At 35.3% G+C, this 24,294-nt stretch carries 19 protein-coding genes; all 19 read left to right on the top strand.

What is annotated here, in order from left to right; all coding sequences use genetic code 11:
* Window positions 1–592 precede the first annotated feature (592 nt).
* The 19 genes from AAEY93_RS16435 to AAEY93_RS16525 all read left to right on the top strand — a co-directional run bounded on the left by AAEY93_RS16435 (window position 593) and on the right by AAEY93_RS16525 (window position 24,178).
* Window positions 593–1,759: a nucleotide sugar dehydrogenase gene (locus AAEY93_RS16435; RefSeq protein ID WP_124011828.1), complete on the top strand. Its 1,167-nt coding sequence runs from the start codon at window positions 593–595 to the stop codon at window positions 1,757–1,759.
* 177 nt (window positions 1,760–1,936) lie between these two features.
* Window positions 1,937–2,896 carry a phosphoribosyltransferase family protein gene (locus tag AAEY93_RS16440; protein ID WP_351078390.1) on the top strand — a complete coding sequence of 320 codons (960 nt, stop codon included), beginning with the start codon at window positions 1,937–1,939 and terminating at the stop codon, window positions 2,894–2,896.
* Window positions 2,897–3,810: 914 nt separating this feature from the next.
* Window positions 3,811–5,130 carry a lipopolysaccharide biosynthesis protein gene (locus AAEY93_RS16445; protein ID WP_101032196.1) on the top strand — a complete coding sequence of 440 codons (1,320 nt, stop codon included), beginning with the start codon at window positions 3,811–3,813 and terminating at the stop codon, window positions 5,128–5,130.
* 301 nt (window positions 5,131–5,431) lie between these two features.
* Entirely contained in the window at window positions 5,432–6,373 is a 942-nt protein-coding gene (locus AAEY93_RS16450; RefSeq protein ID WP_351078394.1) for an acyltransferase family protein, read from the top strand.
* A gap of 21 nt (window positions 6,374–6,394) precedes the next feature.
* Window positions 6,395–7,363, top strand: a complete 969-nt coding sequence (locus AAEY93_RS16455; RefSeq protein WP_164839499.1) for a glycosyltransferase family 2 protein — start codon at window positions 6,395–6,397, stop codon at window positions 7,361–7,363.
* On the top strand, window positions 7,364–8,602 hold the full coding sequence (locus tag AAEY93_RS16460; RefSeq protein WP_351078398.1) for an EpsG family protein: 1,239 nt from the start codon (window positions 7,364–7,366) through the stop codon (window positions 8,600–8,602).
* A gap of 227 nt (window positions 8,603–8,829) precedes the next feature.
* Window positions 8,830–9,393 (top strand): glycosyltransferase family 2 protein, encoded by a 564-nt coding sequence (locus tag AAEY93_RS16465; protein ID WP_124011823.1) that lies wholly within the window; start codon window positions 8,830–8,832, stop codon window positions 9,391–9,393.
* Window positions 9,394–10,131 (top strand): WecB/TagA/CpsF family glycosyltransferase, encoded by a 738-nt coding sequence (locus tag AAEY93_RS16470; RefSeq protein WP_351078401.1) that lies wholly within the window; start codon window positions 9,394–9,396, stop codon window positions 10,129–10,131.
* A gap of 461 nt (window positions 10,132–10,592) precedes the next feature.
* Entirely contained in the window at window positions 10,593–12,026 is a 1,434-nt protein-coding gene (locus AAEY93_RS16475) for a mannose-1-phosphate guanylyltransferase/mannose-6-phosphate isomerase (protein WP_351078404.1), read from the top strand.
* Entirely contained in the window at window positions 12,019–13,455 is a 1,437-nt protein-coding gene (locus AAEY93_RS16480; RefSeq protein WP_351078407.1) for a phosphomannomutase, read from the top strand. Before AAEY93_RS16475 ends, AAEY93_RS16480 begins: the two co-directional genes overlap by 8 nt.
* A 13-nt stretch (window positions 13,456–13,468) precedes the next feature.
* Complete coding sequence (locus AAEY93_RS16485) at window positions 13,469–14,869, top strand: undecaprenyl-phosphate glucose phosphotransferase (protein ID WP_351078410.1); 1,401 nt, start codon at window positions 13,469–13,471, stop codon at window positions 14,867–14,869.
* A gap of 311 nt (window positions 14,870–15,180) precedes the next feature.
* Window positions 15,181–16,386, top strand: coding sequence for an outer membrane beta-barrel protein (locus tag AAEY93_RS16490; protein ID WP_351078413.1), 1,206 nt, complete (start codon window positions 15,181–15,183; stop codon window positions 16,384–16,386).
* A gap of 7 nt (window positions 16,387–16,393) precedes the next feature.
* Window positions 16,394–16,930 carry a polysaccharide biosynthesis/export family protein gene (locus AAEY93_RS16495; RefSeq protein ID WP_351078416.1) on the top strand — a complete coding sequence of 179 codons (537 nt, stop codon included), beginning with the start codon at window positions 16,394–16,396 and terminating at the stop codon, window positions 16,928–16,930.
* Entirely contained in the window at window positions 16,930–19,197 is a 2,268-nt protein-coding gene (locus tag AAEY93_RS16500) for a GumC family protein (protein WP_351078419.1), read from the top strand. The genes AAEY93_RS16495 and AAEY93_RS16500 overlap by 1 nt, the downstream gene beginning before the upstream one ends.
* Window positions 19,194–19,928, top strand: a complete 735-nt coding sequence (locus AAEY93_RS16505; RefSeq protein WP_101032186.1) for a tyrosine-protein phosphatase — start codon at window positions 19,194–19,196, stop codon at window positions 19,926–19,928. The genes AAEY93_RS16500 and AAEY93_RS16505 overlap by 4 nt, the downstream gene beginning before the upstream one ends.
* Window positions 19,929–19,931: 3 nt before the next feature.
* Window positions 19,932–20,651 carry a hypothetical protein gene (locus AAEY93_RS16510; RefSeq protein WP_351078422.1) on the top strand — a complete coding sequence of 240 codons (720 nt, stop codon included), beginning with the start codon at window positions 19,932–19,934 and terminating at the stop codon, window positions 20,649–20,651.
* Window positions 20,632–22,005, top strand: a complete 1,374-nt coding sequence (locus AAEY93_RS16515) for an O-antigen ligase family protein (RefSeq protein WP_351078425.1) — start codon at window positions 20,632–20,634, stop codon at window positions 22,003–22,005. The genes AAEY93_RS16510 and AAEY93_RS16515 overlap by 20 nt, the downstream gene beginning before the upstream one ends.
* Before the next feature lie 57 nt (window positions 22,006–22,062).
* On the top strand, window positions 22,063–22,953 hold the full coding sequence (galU, locus tag AAEY93_RS16520) for a UTP--glucose-1-phosphate uridylyltransferase GalU (protein WP_101032183.1): 891 nt from the start codon (window positions 22,063–22,065) through the stop codon (window positions 22,951–22,953).
* Window positions 22,954–23,101: 148 nt separating this feature from the next.
* The gene (locus AAEY93_RS16525; RefSeq protein WP_124011813.1) at window positions 23,102–24,178 is read left to right on the top strand and encodes an acyltransferase family protein; all 1,077 of its coding nucleotides are present in this window, start codon (window positions 23,102–23,104) and stop codon (window positions 24,176–24,178) included.
* Window positions 24,179–24,294: the final 116 nt, after the last annotated feature.

The raw sequence follows: 24,294 nt of genomic DNA on the forward strand, positions 1-24,294 counted from the left end.
CTGATGTGATCTCATATCATTATTGTTTCGCTGCATCCCACTACACCACTTTAGGTGTCATACGTGTTGTTAATTCACCTGAAAATGATTGTTGGTGGCTGATTTTATTTAGGTATCGATAATGCCTAAAACTCACCATCAACTATATTGTGTATACAGCACATAAAAAGGATTCATTTTACTTTTTAATTATTAAAGATAAAGGCTATATAATCAGCAACTTAAAAGGTGTTACAGCAATCTGGAAGCTGCAATCTAGTGGCGGTAGCGTGTCTTTTTTTACTATCCGTTAAAATCTTACGCCGTCATCTTCACATGTTTTTCGTTGAAGACTTTGTTGTCATTTTATTCAAAGGGCGATTCAGGATTAACAATATTACCGGAACAACAAATTAGAAGCTCCAATGGATTGATGAAATAGCAGGAGCCGGTTTTACTCTTCGCTGTCATCTTTAAATATTTATGTTGGCGACCTCAGCTCTAAATGTTTGCCTTTGACTATTAACGAGATTCATAAGTGCATGTACTTAACAATATGCTCTGGATGTTTTGAATAAAAAAGCTATTTAAGATCAACAGGATGTTTGTCTATATGAAAATTGCAATCGCAGGTACTGGTTACGTAGGCTTATCAAATGCCATGCTTCTGGCGCAACATAATGAGGTAGTAGCTGTCGATATCGTTAAAGAAAAAATTAACCAACTTAATGATAAAATATCACCGATTGTCGACACAGAAATAGAAGACTTTTTAGCTAACAAAAAGCTTAACTTTACGGCAACGCAAGACAAAGTCACTGCTTATCAACAAGCAGATTTTGTCATCATTGCCACACCTACTGATTACGACCCTGTGGCGAACTATTTTAATACATCGTCAGTTGAATCTGTGATTAAAGATATCATTAGCATTAACCCGAATGCCATAATGGTGATCAAATCTACTGTTCCTGTAGGTTATACCGAACGGATTAAGCAAGAGTTTGCATCCAATAACATTATGTTCTCGCCTGAGTTCCTAAGAGAGGGTAAGGCACTACACGACAATTTGTATCCATCACGTATCATTGTGGGTGAGCAAAGCGAGCGCGCGCGAATTTTTGCTAACTTACTGTTGCAAGGTGCAATTAAAAAAGATATTCAAGTTTTATTTACCCACTCAAGTGAAGCCGAAGCGGTGAAACTTTTTTCTAATACTTATCTCGCATTGCGTGTTGCATACTTTAATGAGTTAGACACTTATGCGGAGTCACGTTGCCTGGACAGTAAACAAATTATCGATGGTGTGTGCTTAGACCCACGGATTGGTAATCACTATAACAACCCTTCTTTTGGTTATGGTGGCTATTGCTTACCTAAAGACACCAAGCAACTTAGAGCAAATTATTCAGATGTCCCCAACAATCTTATTGGCGCAATCGTCGACGCCAATACTACCCGTAAAGATTTTATTGCCGAGTCAATTTTAAAGCGTAATCCTAAAAAAGTGGGTATTTATCGTTTAATAATGAAGTCAGGATCAGACAACTTCAGGGCTTCAAGTATTCAAGGGGTAATGAAGCGCATTAAAGCCAAAGGTGTTGAAGTTATAATTTACGAACCCGTATTAGTGCAAGATGAATTCTATCATTCGACAGTCTATCGTGATCTCGAACAGTTTAAAGCAGATGCGGATGTGATTGTATCTAATAGAGCTGCAGATGAGTTAAGTGATGTAGCCGATAAAGTGTATACCAGAGACCTGTTTGGGAATGATTGAAATTATATCGGATAAATATATGATTAATTGGCACGTGCAGTGTTAATATCAGCTTTGTAAATCAATAGGTTCTACTCGGATTTTAAATTATCTTGTAAAGTCAAAATAATATATTGATCGATAAGTATTTAGCTTAATTAAATAAAATTTGACTTTGTTTTGATTGTTGAGGGATTAATGAAATATAAATCATATAGTGATTTAAGTAGAGATATTAGTGATAATATTTACAAGATCAACACTCAGAATTTTGATTTGATTGTTGGTATCCCAAGGAGTGGAATGGTTCCATCTTATATGGTTTCATTGCTACTTAATGTTAATTGTATAGATCTACCTGCATTTATTAGAAATGAAAAGCTTTGCAAGGGTATAACTCGTGATGTAGGGACGGACATCGTAAATTCACATGATGCAAAAAATATTTTACTTATTGATGATAGTATTTTGTCTGGAAATTCAATGTTGAATTCTTTAAAACAAATTCCAACGAAATTTCAAGGGTTGATAACTACTGCCGCGGTATATTCTAGCCATAAAAACCATGAAAATGTAGATATTGTTCTTACTGAGGTTGAGCCACCTCGTGTTTTTGAATGGAATATTTATCACCATCCAGTAGTTTCTAATTCGTGTTTTGATATTGATGGTGTACTTTGTTATGACCCATCAAATGAAGAAAATGATGATGGTGATAAATATGTGCAATTTTTATGTAATGCAAAGCCACGATTTATTCCTACTGATAAAATTGATTATCTAGTAACTAATAGATTAGAAAAGTATCGTACACAAACAGAGGTTTGGTTATCTAAAAATGGTGTTAAATTTAATAAATTGATTATGTTAGATTTGCCTGGAAAAGCAGACCGACTAGCTCAATCGGATTATTATTCGCATAAAGCTAATTTCTATAAAAACAGTGATTCTTCTCTTTTTGTAGAGAGCGATATCAATCAAGCAATTGAAATTGCAAATCGTTCTAATAAGTTTGTTTTTTGTGTGGACGAGAATATTATGATATCCCCTGGAGGTTTGAGTCGGTTTAAAAATAAAAGTTACTTATTTTCTAAAGTTAGATACAAACTTTCAAAAATACAGGTGCTACGTACATTGTATAATTCATTTAAGTTCTAAGTTCTAAGTTCTAAGTTCTAAGTGCTATTAAAATAAATAAAATCAATATTTTAGCAAATGTTCACTCAATAATGAGTAACATAACTGCGATACTCATTATAGATGTTTGGCGTCATCCAATTGCCGAGAAAGAGGTTTTTTACTAAAGTCAAATAGTCTTACTGTTATATTTATAATGTGAATACGGTAAGTTATTCTGGCAGTACAGCCCTATAATACAGATCGTATTGCAAAGGCTAAAATAAACAAGCTGCCAGGACAACATATCGTCCAAATCTTTCGCGATTAAACATGATTGGAGGCTAGAGCTGTTATCTAACAGCTGATGGTGATCAGTGGATTTATAGGCTATATCAATAGGTAATTTCCAAATAGGCAAAATTTACCGCTGTTTATCACAATGAAATAGTCACCAGATGCCGTCATTAGCCATCGATACGAGAGAATATTTTGGCTACTTTTGAAATAGCGCTTTTTATAGTCTAAGGTTATTTTTTCACTTACAGGAAAGTCAATATTAGTCTTCACAATATGTTATGAAAGCAATGAGTAGAATGTCGAGCCGTTTAAATACCTCAATCATATTAACAGAATTGACAATAATTCAAGTTAAGCAAGTATGACAGCATGGTTAATGCGGTATACAAAAGTGAACTCAACATGCCCTTATAGCTAACGAACGTAATTTACAAATAAAAATATTAATGGGTTATTGCTGTAAGCTATAAAAAAAACATGTTTTCACTTGGTCAATTAGCAAGTAATTATACAACACAGAATTGAACTGAATATCGAACTAATAAATTTTTAATTTTAATCTGCAAGTATATTATGTTGTCAACTCGCTATTTAATTGAGATTGTTAGCTACTTATTATTTGAATTTTGTTCTTAAAAATAATAAAAGAGTAATAAATGCCTGAGGTTACGATAGATAAAAAGTTAATAAAATCAATATTACATAGTATGACGGGGAGATATTTAGTTTATGCTGTACAGTTATTATCGATGATGATATTAGCTAGAATGTTCAGCCCTGAAACGTTTGGTATATTTGCTATTATTCAAGTGTTTTCAGTATTTTTTGCTTTAGTCAGTGAGATGGGTTTTGGGCCTGCATTGGTTAATGAAGCTAAAATCCCAAAAGAAATGCGTGATGGTATATACAGCTTTACTTGGATTTTAGGTGTTTTTGTGTCGATATTGTTTTTTGCGGCATCACCATTGATTTCATGGTTTTATAATAATGAAATATATCAATATTTAGTTATTCCTGTCGCAATAAGTATTATCTTTAATACAGCTATTATTGTTCCTTTAGCATCATTCAATCGTGATAAAAAATTTATATCTATAGCTAGATGTGAAGCTATAGCTGAAGTGATTTCAATTGTTGTCGTATTGGTATCACTGTATTATTTAGAGCCTATATGGGCATTATCATTAAAACCTTTAACAGTAGCATTTATAAAGTACATCTTAGTTGTTCTAGGTTCAAAAAATACAGAAATAGGTATGCCGTGGTTTGGTAAAGAGTTATCGCATACATACAAAATACTAGCTTTTTCAAAACATCAGGCGGGATTTAATTTCTTAAATTATTTTTCAAGAAATTTAGATAATATTCTTGTTGGTAAGTATTTAGGAACAGTTAGCTTAGGTATTTATGATAAAGCTTATCAATTAATGCGTTATCCTTTGTTGTTGCTCACATTTGCTATGTCACCTGCAATACAGCCTGTTATGATGGAGTTGAAAAATGATCTTTATAAATTTGAAACGCTTCACAATAAATTCATAATTGTTATTTCAATAATAGGTTTGTTCGTCGGTGTTGTTATTTGTTTTTTATCTGAAGAAATAGTTTATATTTTGCTTGGTGAGCAGTGGTATGGAGTAACTCCGTTATTAGAAATATTATCCGTATCAATTCCAATTCAAATAGTTATGAGTACTAGTGGCGGTTTCTATCAAGCAGCAGGTAGAACTGATTTGATGCTTAAATGTGGGTTATTTGCTTTTTGTACAAATGTAACTGGGATAGTCATTGGTGTTTTGATGAACGATTTAGAATTGCTAAGCTGGGCAATCGTATTTAGTTCATTCGTAAATTATATACAATGTTATTATATTATGGGTAAATATTTGCTGCCATCAGGAGCTTGGCACACTTTAAAAAGAATATTAACCACACTCATAGGTGTTGCTTTAATGTTTTTTATGGTTGTTAAGTAGAATTTTTATTTATTATCCTTAAATTGTTATTAATAACTTTCATCCATACTCATAGTATTTTAAATATTAAAATAAGTAATTAATTAGAATAACTGCAAGTGCTAACCTGTATTTTGTGAATGGTTGTCATTGAAGTTATAAGTTTTTAATTGTTAATTATTTGCTAGGTGATGTCTTTATTCTATCAGAAAGTGGCGACTAACTTGAGCTTTTTTAATGAGCGTAAATAATATCATTAATGTTTAAAGCTTAATTTAGTTTATAGGGTGGTTTATATTTTTAATTAAATTAAGGTTAGTTTGTGATAGATAATAGAAAAATGCAAATAGATACACTAAGAGGTATCGCATGTATATTATTAGTCAGCTATCATGTTATTGGTTCAACACCGATGCAAGGAATGAAAATAAGTACAGGTTTACTCAGAGAAATTAATGATTTATTTGTTTATATTCGAATGCCTTTGTTTGCTTTTATATCTGGGGTTTTATATGGCTTTCGGCCAATAAGGTCTGATTATTTTGTTTTTATAAAAAAGAAAACCAGCAGACTGCTTTATCCTCTTTTGACAGTTGGAACGCTATTTGCGCTTTTACAGTATTACATTCCAGGGACAAACGGTGGTGATATTGATTTAAAATTTATTCATATCATTCCAGTAGGCCATTATTGGTTCTTAGAAGCAATATTCTTAGTTTTTTATTTTGTAGTTTTATTGGAGTATTATAAGGCTTTTGATAACTTCTTTATATCATGTTTTTTAATCTTAATTTGCATATCAATTTACTTGTATGGCGTTGAGGTTAATTACTTCTCACTTTCAGGTTTTGTTTATTTATTGCCATTTTTTTTGTATGGAATGATGACTACACGATATCAATCTTTTAGTCATAAATTGTATTTGTTATTATTGGTTGTTTCATTTGTATTTATATTTAAAATCTTTATTGATTTCGATGGTAGAGCTGAGACAATTATTGTAGGTTTTATGTCATGTATTTTTCTTTTTTTACTAAAGTTAAGAGTTAGAATACTTGCATATATTGGTTTGTATTCTTTTTCTATTTATCTTTTTCATGTTTTCTTTACAGCTTCATCACGTATTATTTTAAATAAAATAGGTTTTTTTGATATGGAAATAATATTCCTTATTGGACTTGTGTTAGGTGTTTTAGGTCCGATTGTGACTGATAAAATATTTAGTAGTAATACTCACGTTAAATATTTTGTATTGGGAAAGTAAATTTTATTTCAAGGTGGTTTTTTGAACAAATTAACAGTTGTAATACCCACATATGGAAGAGCTGATAAGATTTTACAATCAATATACTCTTGTATGCATCCAAGAATATTTATTGTCGTTATTGATGATAATGGTCTAAATACTACTAACCAAATTGTAACCAAGAAATTAATTGATAGTATTTCTTCTGAATTTTCAAATAACTTACTTTATTACGCATTAGAGATAAACTCAGGTGCTTGTATAGCTCGTAATAAAGGGATTGAAATTGCTAATACATCAGTTGTTACTTTTCTTGATGACGATGATATGCTTTTAATTGAAGAAACTTTAGATAAGCTTGATTTTTTTACTCAGCAGACTGAATGTGACGTCTGTTGTAGCGATATGTTCTCTAAATTTAATGGTAAAAATTATCAGTTAGACTTCTGTCAATTTAGAGGCGTGACATCATATGATTTACTTGAAGATGGAAATTGTTACACGCCGATGGTCATGGCAAGAAAAGAAGCTTTGTTGCTTATAGGCGGATTTGATAATTGTAAAAAATATCAAGATCATGTGCTAATACTAAAAATACACTTAAATGACTTAAATGTATTTTATTTTAACAAACCTACGTTCATACACGTAGATCACGATGAATACAGGATTTCTAATAAAACTTGTTCTTATCAGACCGTTAAGCTTAGATTTGAATATGAATATCAATTACTCGAAAATCTTGAATTAGAAAGAGATGACTACGCTAGGTTGAAAAGTATTATTACAGATAGGAAGAGCTTATTATGTTTTTATTATATTGTGATGCCAAGGTTAAATACTTTTATAAAAAGGTTTATAGGCACTAAACGTTTGTTTTACTCGATTAACAAAGATGAGAGTAGTCTATTCGTTACTTTTAAATCATTTCTTTATGCCTTAAGAACTATTGATGGCTTACCTTTTATTATAAAAAGAGTGGCTTATAGGTTAAAGGGTAAAAGTTAAGTGAGCAATTTATCAAATAATAATGATTTTGAACTCGCTAATTTTAATGATGATATTAGTGATTTGAATTTGTATCTTTTTTATATATTTATATTTTTATTCTCTTTTGTCACACCCTTTTTATCTTTTATATGTTGTACTTTTTTAGTTGTTTATACAAATGACTATAAATTTTTAAAAACAATTCCCATTTCTCTCACTTTATTTTTTATTGTTATAAATTTCAACAGAGATTTTTTTCATATTGGTAACGATTTAGCCTGGTATTACTCTTACTTTAAAAACTTTGCTGATTATCAATTAGGATTTACTAGTGCTTTTGAGGATGATCTAGCAAATATTTCTCTAAAACCTACCGAACCCTTCTATCATTTATTGGTCTATATATCGAGTAAACTTACTAATGGTTATTATCCATTTTATATTTTTTGGGTCCATTGCTTTATTTACCTAATACCCACTTTTGTCATTATACAAATTTGCAAAATTGAACGAGTTTCGGTTTTGATTTGTTTTTCATTAGTTTTATTTCAAATGTTAGTTTTTTATGACTTTGGTAATGCATATAATTTAATTCGGCAGCAAGTAGCTAGTTCGTTAGTGGTTTTATCATTTTATTTTATGTATATAAAAAAACCAAAGCTTTGTTTCTTATTTGCAGTCGTTTCAGTGTTAACTCATAATTCAACGGTATTGATTGTCGCCATAATATTTTTGTTTTGTCTATATAATCTAAATTATATTTCATACAAATTAGTTTTTTTGTTTACCAGTATTTTATCATTTATTTATGTATTAGCATATTTTAGCCTAAGTGGTAATTATGAGGAATTAGAAGACCAGTCTCGAGGGGCTATAGTTAAGTTAATTGACTTTTCCCTTTTTACTTTGAGTGCAATAGTTGTTTTTCTTTATGATTCTAGACATAGGAATATATACAGGTTCTTATTGTTATTCTTTGTCGCCTTACTTTTTTCGCACGCGAGTTTATTTCTACCATTAAGGTTCTTGACGTTTTACGACTCTTTTAAATGGTTGGTTTATTTTATTTTGCTTAATTTTATTAGTTCAAAGCTGTCAGCTTATCGATATTCAGATTTTTTTATTTTTATTGTTTCTTTCGCCCTATCATTTTTGTATTTTAATCTAAAACTTACTTATACGTCTTATTCTTACTATGGTAAGTTTATGGATTTTGTTTTTGACTCTCCAGCTTTTTATTTAGGAATTAATTTATGAGAATTTTGCTATTAACTACATGTATATACAATGAAGATAATTATTCAGATTTTCTGAGATTAACTAATAGTTTGTTTTCGCAAAATAATGAAGTGACCTTCGTCCACGCAGTTCTATTTCAGAATTTCCACCTAGAGAATAAGTTGATTCTTAATAGTTCAAGCAATTATTTATCTAAGTACTATTATAGCAAAAAAATAATTTCATTATCAAAGGCCAGGAATTTTTTGATAAACCAATTTTATAATGAGTTAGATGATTATGATTATATTTCTTTTCCTGATGACGACTGTTGGTACCCAACCGAGTTTTGGGGCTGGTTCGATAAGTTAATAAAGAATGATGATGTACAGTTGTTTTATACAAAGTTTTGCTCAGATCCTGTAGATATTCCAAATTCAACAGAGAGCCATAGTACCTATAAGTTAGTTAAAAATGCTTCTTCAAACACGACTATATATAAAAGTGATATTGTGATGAAACTGAAGTTATTTAATGAGAGTTTCGGTGTTGGCAGTATTAATAATGGTGGGGAAGATACTGATTTCGCTATAAGAGCGATGCTTTTATCTAAAAATATTTTATTTAGTAACTCTGATGCAATTGGGCATAGAGATCCTGTCGCTGAGTTTAAGTATAGATATTACAAAGGTTCCTTCGGTGTTCTGAAAAATCATTGTTTACGTTCGGTTTCGTTATTTTTAATTACATTAAGAAAAGTTTTAGTTGGTTTTGTTTTCTTATTATTTGGGAAAATAAAAATGTCTGATTTTTTCGTTGGGAAAAGTTAAATGGAATCTTTAACTAAGGTAAGTTTTTTAGGTGTTAATTTTAATAGGTTTTCTATTGAAAGTTTGACTGCTCTTATTTTAAACGTCAATGAAAAATACGTTACAGTAGTCACTCCTAATGTTGACCATGTAGTCAGGTTAAATTCAAATTCTGATTTTAAAAAAGTATATGAACAGGCTGATATAACGGTAAATGATAGCAGAGTTCTAAATTTGTTATCTAAAGTTGCACGTGTTGATATTGGTAATGTGATACCAGGGAGTGATCTAACTAAAAGAATAGTAGAAAGTATATCAAGTAAAGAATATCCCATAACGGTTATTGGTTGTTCCGATGCAACAATCAGATTTGTTACTGACAAGTATAGATTGGCTTCAGTGAATCATTATAATCCACCTATGGGTTTTATTGATAATGACGACGAAGTTGATATATGTGTTAATTTTGTTTTAGATAATCCGGCAAAATTAATTTTTATTTGTGTAGGGTCCCCTAGACAAGAAATATTATCTACTAAATTAAAAGAATCAGGTGCTACTGGTGTGGCTTTATGTGTTGGTGCATCTTTTTTGTTTTTAAGTGGTGAAGAAAAACGAGCACCTGTTTTTCTGCAAAACTTATCTTTAGAGTGGCTTTATAGGTTATCCCAGTCTCCGAAAAGATTGTTTAAACGTTATATTATTGACGGCGTAAAAATATTTCCAATTTTTGTAAGCTATATAAAAAATAAAAATTAGCTTCTGAGTTGTACTTGATACATAGATGATTTGATAATCTAATGTAATTTTGTTGGATTTTGTGTAGCTATCTTAACTTTGCATTATTGTTAGGTTTTTTTTACATAAGTGATATTCACTTCGTCACATGATTTTATTAGAATTATTAGGGTTTTAAATCGTATCTTGTTGGTGTTATTTTTTACTGTTTTATTGGTGTTGTTTCTGTTTTATAGTAGTCCTTACTTATTTATGAACGCAATCTTATTAGTGATAATTATCTGTCTAATGCGTTCTTTAGGGTATGTTTTCTCTATCTTAATGTTAAAACGATATCTCTACTCTTAGTGTCTATTAGATGATCACAGTTTGATTTAATCTTATCTTTATTTGACAGACTAGTTTGTTAAATAAAATAAGTTATCGTAATTTGTAGATTATTATAAATTATTATGTCTTAAATTTAATTAAAGGTTTTTAATATGATTTTACCAATAATTATGGCTGGTGGTTCGGGATCTCGTTTGTGGCCTTTATCTCGACAACAATTTCCCAAACAGTTCCTAACGTTATTGGGTAATCATTCAATGTTGCAAACGACGGCAAATCGTTTACAAGGTATTGCTCACTCCCCCGCATTAGTGATCTGTAATGAAGAACACCGCTTTTCTGTAGCTGAACAGTTTCGTTTAAAAAATATAAACAATAGCGGTATAATTTTAGAACCTGTAGGACGTAACACTGCGCCTGCCATTGCGCTTGCTGCGATGTTAGCGGTTCAAGACGGTGATGACCCTATATTGTTAGTGCTTGCTGCGGATCATGTCATTAAAAATGAGTCGGCTTTTTGTGAAACAGTTAAGCAAGCTGTTTCTTTAGCTGAGCAGAACAAGTTAGTTACCTTTGGAATAGTGCCAACGGCTCCCGAAACCGGATATGGTTATATTCAGCGTGGTGACATATTAGCCAACGAATTCGGTTTTAATGTAGCTCATTTCGTTGAAAAACCAAATTTGTCAACCGCACAAGACTATATTGCCACAGGGCAATATTATTGGAATAGCGGCATGTTCTTATTCAAAGCAAGTGCTTATTTACAAGAGCTTGCTTTGCATAGTCCTGATATTTTTTCCGCTTGTGAAGCTGCGATGACTAATACTACTCATGATGCTGATTTTATTCGAATCGATAATTCAGCTTTTGAAGCATGTCCAGATGATTCTATCGACTATGCTGTAATGGAGAAAACTAGGCATGCGGTTGTTGTACCCATGGATTGTGGTTGGAGTGATGTAGGTAGTTGGACTGCGCTCTGGGAAATTGAAGATAAAGATGAGTATGGCAATGTCTTTAAAGGAGATGTGATTGGTATCAATACTCAAAATACTTATGTTAACGCAACTGAAAAACTAGTGACCGTTATCGGCTTAGACGATGTGGTGGTGGTTGAAACAAAAGATGCCATTTTGATTGCTAAGCAGTCAGAAGTTCAACAAGTTAAGCAAGTGGTCGAGCAGTTAAAATCTGAGAACCGAAACGAATGGCAACATCACCGCGAAGTTTATAGACCATGGGGGAAATACGATTCTATTGACCACGGAGGTCGTTTTCAAGTTAAGCGAATTACTGTTAAGCCTGGCGCTAAATTATCGGTTCAAATGCATCATCATCGTGCAGAACATTGGATCGTTGTTACAGGTACTGCCAAAGTGACTAATGGCGAAAATGAATTACTGTTAACAGAAAACCAATCTACTTATATTCCAGTAGGTGCAATCCATGCTTTAGAGAATCCCGGGAAATTGCCATTAGAACTGATTGAAGTGCAGTCGGGTTCTTATTTAGGTGAAGACGATATTGTTCGTTTTGATGATCGTTATGGACGCGTTGATACCAATGGCATAACCAATGCTTGATTCGAGAAACATTATCGCCATAAGCAATATTGGTTTTGGCACCAGTGGTGCAAGGGGATTAGTCAGCGATTTTACCTCCAATGTGTGCGGCGCTTTTACGGTGTCTTTTATTCATGTAATGAAAGCTTCTTTTAGTTTCTCTATGATAGCGATTGCTATTGATAATCGACCTAGTAGTTTGGCTATGGCTCAGGCATGTGCAACTGCAGCAGCGCAATGTGATGTAGATGTTGTTTTCTATGGCGTGGTTCCTACTCCTGCGTTAGCGAGTTGTGCGATGGCACAAGGTATTCCTTGTATTATGGTAACGGGCAGTCATATTCCTTTTGATCGAAACGGACTTAAGTTTTATCGCCCCGACGGAGAAATCAATAAATCAGACGAAATCGCTATTATTAATGGCGAATTTACCTATGAACCGATCCAGCAGCTTCAAAAGCTTAGTGTCGATGATACTGCTAGTAATGACTATATTACTCGTTATAGCAGCTTATTTAGCAGACCTTGGTTATCAGGTAAACGTATTGGTATTTATCAACATTCCAGTGCAGGGAGAGATTTATATCCGCGGTTATTCCAACAGTTAGGTGCTGAAATCATTTTAATTGGTCGCAGTGATACTTTTGTTGCAATCGATACTGAAGCTGTATCCGAAGCTGATTGCCAAAAAGCGATTGAATGGACACAGCGATACCAGCTAGATGCATTGTTTTCGACTGACGGTGACGGTGACCGACCAATGTTAGCTGATGAAAATGGTCATTGGTTGCGTGGTGACATATTAGGATTACTGTGTGCTAAAGCATTAAATATTGAAGCGTTGGCAGTGCCTGTGAGCTGCAATACAGCAATTGAACAAAGTGGTTTTTTCCAGTTCGTGATTCGGACTCAAATTGGTTCACCTTATGTTATTGCGGCTTTTGAGGAACTTAACCCTTTTTATAAGTGTGTCGCGGGTTTTGAAGCCAATGGCGGCTTTTTATTGGGGTCCACGATTGAAGTTGATGGCAACACATTGTCAGCTCTACCCACGAGAGATGCGATTTTACCTGTGTTGATGGTGTTATATCATGCAATATCAAGCTCTCGTTCGGTTGCCGCTTTAGTGACAGATTTACCTCAACGTTATACTCATAGTGATCGTTTGACGGAGTTTGCTACAGAGCGCAGTAAGAAAATCATTGCAATAGGTCAAGAAAATTCGCAAGTGCTGTTAGGGCAACTGGGCCTTTTGGGGGATGAATTGTCGAGCGTCAATGTTATTGATGGACTCCGCTTTATCTTTGTTAATGGCAATATTATACATTTACGTCCGTCCGGAAATGCTCCTGAGTTTAGATGTTATGCCGAGAGTGTTTCAATAATTGAGGCCAAAAAATTAGTTAATAAAGTATTAACCAAGTTATCAATAATTAATTTTTACAGCTAATTAGGTGAATGAAATGGATCGGTCTTCAAAATTTCAGTTCGTCGGTGCCCGTTATAATTTTTTGTTACGGATCATCGATATTTGCATTATTTATTGTGCATTATTAATTATTATGCACGGTTATAACATTACCTTTAATAAAGATTATTTGTTGGTGTTAAGTGGTGTACTGTTTTTTTATAGTTATATAGGGGAGTCACTTGGGCTATATAGATCTTGGCGCTTGGGTCGTTTTTCAACCATGTGTTGGTTGATTTTTTTTAATGTTACCATCGCATTCTTATTAATGACCTTAGTGTTATTTTTATTTAAATACAGTGAAGTTTATTCTCGCTTCACCATGGCCGCTTGGTATCTGTTGTCGGTATTTGCATTAGTCAGTTGGCGTTATTGTGTTCGTGAGGTTAAGCGTGTCCGTCGTTTAAAAGGTTATAGTGTCCAGAAAATCGCCATTGTGGGATTAACTGAAACCGGTAAAAATTTATATGACGAAATCATCAAACATGATGAATTAGGTTTTGAATGTGTTGGTTTCTTCGATGATCGAGAACCAAGCAGAATTGAAAATTTAGATGCATCTTTACTTACCGGTTCTATAAACGATGCTGTCGAACTTGCTCGCACTGGGGAAATACAAAAGTTATATGTTTGCTTGCCTATGTTAGCCGAAAAGCGCATTGCGGGGATTATTCTTACCTTAGGAGACAGCACTGTAGATGTACTGATTACGCCCGATTTCTTATTGAAAAATCTAATGCATGCTCATATTGGCAGTGTAGGTGAGGTCGATACTATTAGTGTATTTGAGTCACCTGTTCATGGTATGAAACGTTTTTATAAACGTAGTTTTGATCTTGTATTCAGTATATGCGCCATCATTGTTATATCACCGGTGTTAATTGCCGTCGCAATTGCAGTATATATGTCCTCTCCTGGAACGATTCTATTTAAGCAAGATCGATATGGTTTAGATGGTCGAAAAATTAAAGTGTGGAAGTTTCGATCGATGACAGTGACTGAAAATGATGAAACAGTGACTCAAGCACGTAAAGGCGATGTACGCATTACCCGTGTTGGTGCATTTATTCGTAAAACGTCTTTAGATGAATTACCTCAGTTCTTTAATGTATTAAGAGGCGAAATGTCGGTAGTGGGTCCTAGGCCACATGCTGTTTCACACAATGAAGAATATCGTAAGTTAGTGAGTTACTACATGTTACGTCATAAGGTATTGCCTGGGATTACCGGTTGGGCGCAAGTTAATGGCTGGCGAGGTGAAACCGATACTTTAGAAAAGATGGAGAAACGAGTTGAATTTGATCTTGCCTATATCCGTAATTGGTCATTGTGGTGGGATGTAAGAATTGTCTTTTTGACCTTCTTTACGGGCTTTGTTGGTAAAAATGTTTATTAATGACTCTATAAGTCTACTATTTTCGTCATTCCGCTAACTCTTTAAAGCTGTAATTTGTTGCTTGTATAAGACGTTAAATTAAACGCTGGATCTCCGATACAAGCATACGGAGATGACTACATCATATGCTATTGCATAATGCATCTGAGCCAGCATCTAAGTTCTTAGATTGTATCTTTCGATTATCCATTAGAAGAGCGCCGAAAGATTAACAATTTAGTTAGAAGTTTAAAACTGAAATCGACAGGCTAGATGAGAGCCTTTTCATTTTCCCCTGTTAATCATCTATTTATTTTATAAGGATATAAGTTATGAAAATACCATTTAAATTAAGTTGCATTGCCACGGTTGTTACTTCAATAGTACTTGTTAACCCAGCTGTTGCCGTAGATGAAAACGCTGGCATGATTCAAACTGAATCGGGAATTGATTTTATCCCAGGATTAAATAGCGGCCTGAAATATGATGATAATATCAGTAGTGCTACAACTGATACTCAAGACAGCTGGATTTTAACGGTTACGCCAGCAGTGCAAGCCCAGCTATTGGATGGTAACAATATCCATACCTTAGAGGCTGGGATTGAATATGCTGATTATTTCGATAGTAGTGATGACAATTATTTAGATGTGTTACTTCGGGCGCGTTCTGAGGTTGAGCTAAACCAATCAAATCGTTTTAATCTTGAAGCAATGTACATTGCTGGTCATGAAGACCGTGGTACAGGTATTTTTGAGGGTAATAGCGGTAACAGCCAAGATGAACCTAATACTTATGATGTGCTCAGTGCGGGTGGCTATTATGAATATGGAGCAAAGACGACTCCAGCAAGGGTAAGAGTTAATGCTAAATACTTTAGCAAGGAATACAGTAATTTTGAAACAGTTACCCAATATCGTAATTATGAAAACACTACTTTAGGGACTACACTTTATTATGATACCCATTCAGCAACCAGTATTTTTATTGATTTGCAAAGTGTTGACACTACCTACGATTTGATTGATCCAACAGGCGACCGTGACAGTAAAACGAACACAGTAAGACTGGGAGTCGAGTGGGAGGCTACCGCTGCGACAGAGGGCAGTATAAAAGTAGGTTATCAGCAAAAAAGTTTTGATAATGAAAACCGGGAAGATTTTAGCGGCTTATCTTGGGATGCTAAAGTTACCTGGAAACCTCTTACTTATTCGGCATTTGACTTCACTACGGGACGCGAAAGTCGCGATCCAAATGGTTTAGGAGATTATGTAAGGGTAACCAGCTATGGCGTGAAGTGGAATCATGAATGGAGTGAGTTATTCAGATCGAAAATTGGCTTTAGCCATGTCAACGATAATTACACTGGTATTGAACGCGAAGACAAAAGTAAAGTTTACCAATTTGCCGTTAATTATAGTGTTAGTCGTTGGTTAACTTTAGAAACTGGTGTCAATATTGCTCAAGTTGATTCTACTGATCGACAATATACGTTTGATCGCAACGTCTATTTCATTAATGCAGAAATGACCCTATAGGATTCCCATGAAGTATGTAGCTCATCTATGTCTCTGTGTTATGACATTGTTTCTGCTGATAAAACCTATGTTGGCCAGTGCTGAAACCCAAAATTACCGTTTAGGAGCAGGGGATACCATTGTGATTAAAGTTTATGGTGAAGACGCCTTAACCCTAGAAACCAAAATAACCAATAGTGGCACCATTAATTACCCTTTTTTGGGCGCTTTGAAATTAAATGGCTTCACGATTAAACAGGTTGAGCAGTTGGTGTACAAGGGGTTAAAAGGCGATTATTTTGTTGAGCCAAGTGTGTTTGTCGGCATGGTCGAATACCGACCATTTTATATCCATGGTGAAGTTAAACAGCCTGGTGGTTACCCTTATCAACCTGGGATGACGGTTAACCAAGCAATTGCCTTAGCAGGTGGTTTAACCGAAAGAGCCTCGGAAGATAAAATTGCCATATCCCGTGAGGGAAGCAAAGTCGAGTCTGAACGCGGCAATATTAATAGTCCGATTCTAGCCGGCGACACCATTACTATTGAACAGAGATTTTTTTAATGATCTTCCAAGAAAGACGCCAAAGTGCTTCCCCTGGCAATGTAATTAGCCCTGCGGCAATGCAAATTGATCAACTTATCGATGTTAAAAAACTGCTTCTACCTATATTGCTTTTTAAGTGGCGCATTTTTACATTTGCGTTACTAGTGACTGCATTAACCGTGTTTGTGGTGTATAGCATGACGCCGATTTACAAGGCTTCATCGATGTTACTGATTGAATCTGAGCAAGCTAAAGCGATTAAAATCGATGAAGTGTATGGTATTAATTCTGGTCAGCAAGAATATTATTTAACTCAGTTTGAGATTATTAAATCGCGCAGTATTGCCGAGCGGGTATTTAACCATCTGGATTTAATAAACCACCCGGTTTTTAACCAGCCGCCAAGTTGGTTTGCTGAGCTTAAGTCACAGCTTATATCAAAGTTAAATTTTATCCCTCAAGAATTCGCTATAGTTGATAGGCAAATTAACCAAGATATTGCCAAACATTTATTAATTAATACCTTCGCCCAAAATATTAGTATTTCCCCGGTGCGTAAAACGCAAATAGTAAAAATTAGTTATGAAAACTCAGATCCGCAGCTTGCCGCACAGGTAGCAAATGCTGTGGGTGATACTTACATTATAAGCCAGTTAGAAGCCAAAATGGGCATGACCCAAAAGGCCAATGTGTGGTTAGGTGGCCGTTTAGAAGATTTACGCCTAAATCTGGATAAGTCTGAATATAAATTAGAGCTATTTAAGGTTGAAAATGGCCTAATTGACGTAGAAGGGGTTACGGCATTAGATGCTAAAGAGCTAGAGCGTTTAAGTGATGAAATTACTGTAGCGAGATCGCGTAAAGCCGAAGCTGACAGCTTTATGGCAGTAGTGAGACGTTATGGTGCCACTGACATTAGCCGTCTAGAAAGCTTACCTGAGGTGACGTCGCATCAGTCGGTACAAAACGTAAAGCGCGAGGTGGTGTTAGTTGAGCGAAAAGTGTCTGAACTACAGCAAGTTTATGGCCCTAAACACCCCAAAATGATTGCCGCACAGGCTGAATTAACTGCGGTGCAACAAAACCTACTTAAGCAAGTAAGCCGTTTAGTACAAGGGATTGAAGACGAAGCCCAAACCGCGGTGCAAAACTTGAGAGCATTAGAAGCACAATTTAGCCAAGCCAAAGGCGCTTATCAAAACTTAAGTACCAAAGACACTGATTACCAGCGCTTACTACGTGAAGTCGATACCAATAGACAGTTATTTGACAGCTTTTTAGCTCGCCAAAAAGAAACCGAAGTGACCAGCGACTTTGACTCACCGGTAGCACGTTTTACTGATCGCGCGGTTGTGCCGTTAATACCTGAAAAACCAAAAAAGAAAGTGATCATTATTTTGGCATTTATTGCCAGCTTGGGTTTCTCCATGGTGTTGGTGTTGTTGCTGGATACATTAAACGACACCATAAAAACCAGTGATGATGTTGAAAAGTTATTATCGCAACGGGCATTAGGTTATGTGCCTAAAGCCAAAAGAGGCACCAGTTATGACGATATTAACTTTGCTTTTTACAATCCTAAGTTACGCTTGCATGCAGAAGCCGTGAGGACCATCAGAACTTCGATGTCGCTTATGGCTATGGGCAGTGAATTGTCGACCATAGAAGTGACATCCTCGACTCCTAATGAGGGGAAAACTTCTACGTCAATGAATATAGCATTTGCCTACGCAACCATGGAAAAAGTGTTAATTATTGATGCCGACTTGCGTAAAGCTAGCTTAGGAATGCGCTTTGGTTTAGCCACTTATCAGCCAGGGCTTGCCAATGTGTTATCGGGTACCGATAGTATACATAACTGTATCGTCAAAGAGGTCAAACCCAACGTAGATGTAATGCCCGCAGGCGCGGTGCCGTTAAATCCTCAAGAGTTATTAACCTCTAGTCAGTTTGCTGAATTGTTGACTGTGTTAAAGACACAATACGGTAAAATTATTATTGATACACCGCCGGTTCATGCGGTGAGCGATGCGCTGATTATTACCTCATTATGCGATGCGACGGTCTTAGTGGTTAAAACCGGTCATACTCGCAGTGAAATCATTAAGTTAACCTTAGCAAAGTTAAATCAAGCCCGGAGCAAAGTGTTTGGCGTGGTATTAAATTATTTTGATACCAAAAATGCCCAACGGTATCAGGGTGATTATGGTTACTACCAAGCCTATGGTGCAGACTCTTCAATTAAACAGCCTGCTGCCAACCATAAGGAAAACACTAAGGCATGATTGATATGCATTGCCATATATTACCCAATATTGATGATGGGGCTAAATCAATTGATGAAGCCATTGGTTTAGTTACGCTAGCAGTGGAGCAAGGGATCTCGCGTATGGTGGCGACCCCTCATATTCATTTAGGTATTTATGATAATAATCTACAATCAATTAACGCAGCCTATGGTGTATTGTGTGATGCGTTGGCGTTAACAAATTTAGAAATACAAGTTCGCGCCGCCGCAGAAGTAAGAATTTCGCCAGAAATCATGCTGTTTATTGAGCAACAGCAATTGCCTTTTTTAGGCCGTTATCAGCAAAAAGATGTGTTGCTGCTAGAACTGCCTAGCAGCCATATTCCACCGGGTACAGACAAGCTGATTAGTTGGCTATTAGCAAAAAATGTATTACCCATGATTGCTCACCCAGAGCGTAACCGCGAGTTACAAACCCATCCTGAGCGGATCACTCCTTTTGTGCAAGCTGGTTGCTTATTTCAATTAACCGCAGCATCGTTATTGGGGGATATGGGACCAGCCCCACAGCAATTGAGCGAATATTTTATGCAGAAACGAATATATTCTATCGTTGCGTCCGATTGTCATTCATTAAAACGTCGGCCTCCTAAGCTGGCGTTAGCCCATGATGTAATAAGTGCGTTAGTTGATGAAGATTATGCTTATTCAATGACGACATTGATACCACACAGTATTTCCTGCTCGTTATTTAATGCGCCGAGATAATTGATGAATAAAATAACCTTGTCTACAAGACGCATAATATACTCACTTATTATTGTTGCGTTACTAGGGTTATTACCTATATTGCTACAAAAAGGATTCGCTAACGCATATCACTTTAAGTCTCGGTATTATATTGACCAATGGCAACAAAGCAGCAAACCAACATTAATACAATATACTAATGCCTTATTGGCAGCAAATTACGCATTTAGTCTTGACAGCAAAAACCCACATTATCTACTAACCTTAGCCAAGGTCATGGAGTGGGGTATATTTTCGAAGCTAGCGCAATCGAATAATTCGGTATTTAATCAATTGTATTTAGATGCGATTGTGCAGCGACCCAATTGGCCAAATGCATATAGCGACTATGCTTACAATTTGGCTTTTATACAGGATGATATTGTTCAAGCTTGGCCGTATTTAGAACAAGCCTTACATTATGGGCCTTATACTCCAGAAGTCATGCATCAAGTGTTGGCAATCGGCTTTGCATATTGGCCTAACTTAACAGTGATCCAAAAAAAGTTAGTGTTTACTACCGCTAAAAATGCCGCAAGTGCAAATTGGTTAATGCGTAATGATTTAAAAAAATTGACTAGGCAATATCAATTAACCCCATTAATCTGTACCTATTTTAAATATTCAATTCCTGCTTTTAGCGCCAATGATGAACAATGGATTAAACAGGATATGTGTCTTAATGAATATTCAGAAAAATAAAGTAACAGCGTCTTTTGGGCCATTTCAGCGTGTGATGTTGTTAGGGTTATGCGGATTAATTATATGGATGCCGATCCCGCTAGGCAGCAATCGAATTTGGTCATTAGCAATATTAGAGTTTGGTATTGTGTTATTCGCAATCGCTCATATAGTTTATTGCTTTATACATAATGACTTATTGCTACGCTATCGTTGGCAAAAACATCTTTTAATTCCAACAGGATTAATGTTGGCGTATTTGTGTTTGCAACTGCTTAATTGGATACCTGCTATTGATACGGTAGATGCCTATCAAACCACCCAGCAACTACTAAAAACCTTTTGCTTTACCCTATTCATTTTATTACTAAGTCAGTATTGTCAGCAGGCACAGGCGTTGCGTTGGTTACTCATTGCGATTATTGTTTCTGGTTGTATACAGGCTTTTTATGGCACCTTACTGAATTTATTGCAGTTAGATGTATCACCAATTTTTGGCTATCATGACGGTGACAGGGCCAAGGGATCGTTTGTATACCAAAACCATTTTGCTAATTATTTAGCGTTATGCCTTTCTATTGCGTTTGGTTGGCTGTTATCAGAGCTAAAAACCAGCAAGACAGAGTTCGATTTGCGCGGAATGTTAATAGATTTACTATCAACACTATTTAGTCGGAAACTTATTTTACGCTTGGCGATCGTGATCATGGTGATTGGCTTAATCTTAAGCCGTTCGCGTATGGGCAACGCCGGATTTTTTACCGCTTTGGCTGTGGTGTCGTTGTTGTCTTTGTTTATTTACCGTCGTCCGCCAACGTTATTTAAACCTTTAGTTGTTAGTCTTTTTATTTTAGATTTATTGATTGTAGGCTCAATTTTTGGTGTCGATAAGGTAAAACAACGTTTAAACGAAACCTCGTTTAGTGCCGAAACCCGAGATGAAGTGGTAATTGATAGTCTACCGATTATTAAACAGCACTTATTTACCGGTACGGGTGGCGGCAGTTTCTATACCGTATTCCCCCAACAGCAACCGCAGTTTTATTCTGGTTTTTATGACCACGCTCATAATGAATATGTTCAGTTTGTGATTGAGTACGGGGTTGTAATGACAGCCATTTTAGGTTTTTGGATCTTGTATTCGTTTTGGTTAGCATGCCGGACCATGTACCTTCGTAACAACAAACTGTATAAGGGGGTAGCCTTTGGATGTGCTATGGCCATTGTGCATATGCTACTGCATATTTCTGTCGATTTTAGCCTGCAATCTCCCTCGAATACCTTATTGTTTTTAACCATCCTAACCTTATGCTGGTTGGTGCGTTATTTGCCTTCTTACAAGATACGTTCTCATCCGACGCCGGATCCATTTTAGTTTTACTATTTAAATGTTAACCATTTTAGTCTTAGTGTTAGCTAAATAAGGATATTTATGAAAGTTGTTATTCCTGTTGCCGGTTTAGGTACGCGTATGCTGCCAGCCACCAAAGCCATCCCAAAAGAAATGCTACCTTTAGTGGATAAACCATTGATTCAATATATCGTTGATGAATGTGTTAGCGCCGGTATTAAAGAAATCGTACTGGTGACTCATGCCAGTAAAAATGCTATCGAAAACCACTTTGATAAATCTTATGAACTTGAATCAACGTTAGAAAAACGCGTTAAGCGTCAGTTGTTGCATGAAGTACAAGCTATTTGTCCTAAAAATGTCACTATTATGCATGTACGCCAAGGCGAAGCTAAAGGTCTTGGGCATGCCATTTTATGTGCTAAGCCGTGTATTGGTGATAATCCATTCGCCGTTGTGTTACCTGACGTAATTTTAGATTCGTACTCAGCAGATCAACGCACTGAAAATTTAGCGTCGATGCTAATTCGTTATCGCGAATCTCTTGCTAGTCAAATTATGGTCGCACCTGTTCCTGATGATCAAGTCCATAAGTATGGAATTGCCGATTGCGGAGGCGAAACTATTAACCCTGGTGACTCGACTAAAATATTCAACATGGTAGAAAAGCCTGAGTTAGGCACCGCGCCGTCTAATTTGGCCGTTGTTGGCCGTTATGTGTTGTCGGAAAAGATTTGGGCCTTACTCGCGAAAACACTTCCTGGTGCGGGTGATGAAATCCAGCTAACCGATGCCATTGATATGCTGATTGAGTCTGATACCGTTGAAGCTTTTAATATGACAGGTAAGTCACATGACTGTGGCGACAAACTGGGTTATATGAAAGCTTTTGTTGAATATGGTTTGCGTGATCCTAAATTGGGCAGCGATTTTAAGAAAGAACTTGCTGATTTATTAGAAGAGTATCGATAAAACTAGGCTCGGTCCGGATAGTGTCAGCTCAGTCTTCATGTTTTGTCATCATCCTCATAGGTTTCTACCTGGGGCTTTCGCTTGTTTTCACTCTTTTTATTTTCTATAAGTAAAATTATTTTATTAAATCGTTTTCAGTGAGTGTAATATGAATGGAAATCTTCATCGGCTACATGGGCTTGACTTTTGTAGAGCGGTATTGATGGTACTGGGGCTTTTTTATCATGTAGGACTTATTTATGGCATTGATCAGGATTGGAGGGTTCTCTCTAATGAAACATCTTGGTTTATTAAATATATCTCAGATTTTATTCAAATTTTTAGAATGGAGGCTTTTTATCTAATATCTGGGTTCTTTTATATGTTAATTTTTAGTAAAGGCAGGGATGGTTTCGCCAAAGATAGAGTTTTAAGAGCGCTGTTGCCGCTGTTGTTTTGTGGGTTGTTATTAAACCCTATCATGAATTATTACAGCTATAATAAGTCATACGATTGGGATAGCATTGATTACTTGTTAAAGGGCCAATGGTTAGGCCATCTTTGGTTCTTAGGTAATTTAATCGTTTACTTTATTATTTCGCTTCCTTTATGTAAATTCATTCTTTCTAGTAAAGAAATGTCCCCAGTTTTTTTACTGTTTATGATTTACTTGGGTATTCCTTCTGTTGCTATTACTGGTTTGGCTGTGGCTAAGTTAACATTTGATGGAACGGTTTTGTTTATTACATTTCATAATCTTTTCTATTATTACAGTTATTTTGTTATTGGGTGTTTTTGTTTTATCAACAAGGCGTTGTTTTCATCTTTTTTATGTGTTAAATATTTTTTATTATCTTTTTTGATATTTACTGCTTTCTTTTTGATATCGTATTTCAATATATTCGCTGGGGAGGTTATTAATAAAGTCTTAGATCGCCTGTCTTCTGGAAGTCTAATGTTGTCTATTCTGTCAATATTATATGTTGTTGGTTCTAGGCGTTCCAAAGTTATAAGGAACTTTTCTGATTCAAGTTATACCGTCTACATACTTCATCAACCTCTAATTATTTTGTTATATGTTTTTGTTTTTGAACGGTTAGCTTTTGAACCCATTCAGGAGTACATACTAATGATAATCGGTGTTTTCTTTATCTCTTATCTGTTTCATAACATTTTTGTGAAAAACAGTCAGATCCTGAAACTTTTATTTAATGGTGTTTTGTACTCAAAACGTAAATCAAATTAATAAGTATAGCCTGCCGCAAGACTCATCTGCTTCATTGTTACTTAACTGTCAAATATGTTTACTTTCGGCTGAAAAGCATTATCGCAATGGCGAATTTGGTTGCTTTTACCCTAACA

Source organism: Shewanella sp. CAL98-MNA-CIBAN-0140 (genome assembly GCF_040309905.1).
Lineage (GTDB): Bacteria > Pseudomonadota > Gammaproteobacteria > Enterobacterales > Shewanellaceae > Shewanella > Shewanella psychromarinicola.

Bases quoted from the DNA above. Each gene is read 5' to 3' on its own strand.
- galU (WP_101032183.1), top strand. From the start codon at position 22,063: ATGAAAGTTGTTATTCCTGTTGCCGGTTTAGGTACGCGTATGCTGCCA.
- AAEY93_RS16495 (WP_351078416.1), top strand. From the start codon at position 16,394: ATGAAGTATGTAGCTCATCTATGTCTCTGTGTTATGACATTGTTTCTG.
- AAEY93_RS16440 (WP_351078390.1), top strand. From the start codon at position 1,937: ATGAAATATAAATCATATAGTGATTTAAGTAGAGATATTAGTGATAAT.
- AAEY93_RS16445 (WP_101032196.1), top strand. From the start codon at position 3,811: ATGCCTGAGGTTACGATAGATAAAAAGTTAATAAAATCAATATTACAT.
- AAEY93_RS16435 (WP_124011828.1), top strand. From the start codon at position 593: ATGAAAATTGCAATCGCAGGTACTGGTTACGTAGGCTTATCAAATGCC.
- AAEY93_RS16500 (WP_351078419.1), top strand. From the start codon at position 16,930: ATGATCTTCCAAGAAAGACGCCAAAGTGCTTCCCCTGGCAATGTAATT.
- AAEY93_RS16475 (WP_351078404.1), top strand. From the start codon at position 10,593: ATGATTTTACCAATAATTATGGCTGGTGGTTCGGGATCTCGTTTGTGG.
- AAEY93_RS16485 (WP_351078410.1), top strand. From the start codon at position 13,469: ATGGATCGGTCTTCAAAATTTCAGTTCGTCGGTGCCCGTTATAATTTT.
- AAEY93_RS16480 (WP_351078407.1), top strand. From the start codon at position 12,019: ATGCTTGATTCGAGAAACATTATCGCCATAAGCAATATTGGTTTTGGC.
- AAEY93_RS16525 (WP_124011813.1), top strand. From the start codon at position 23,102: ATGAATGGAAATCTTCATCGGCTACATGGGCTTGACTTTTGTAGAGCG.
- AAEY93_RS16470 (WP_351078401.1), top strand. From the start codon at position 9,394: ATGGAATCTTTAACTAAGGTAAGTTTTTTAGGTGTTAATTTTAATAGG.
- AAEY93_RS16510 (WP_351078422.1), top strand. From the start codon at position 19,932: ATGAATAAAATAACCTTGTCTACAAGACGCATAATATACTCACTTATT.
- AAEY93_RS16505 (WP_101032186.1), top strand. From the start codon at position 19,194: ATGATTGATATGCATTGCCATATATTACCCAATATTGATGATGGGGCT.
- AAEY93_RS16490 (WP_351078413.1), top strand. From the start codon at position 15,181: ATGAAAATACCATTTAAATTAAGTTGCATTGCCACGGTTGTTACTTCA.
- AAEY93_RS16515 (WP_351078425.1), top strand. From the start codon at position 20,632: ATGAATATTCAGAAAAATAAAGTAACAGCGTCTTTTGGGCCATTTCAG.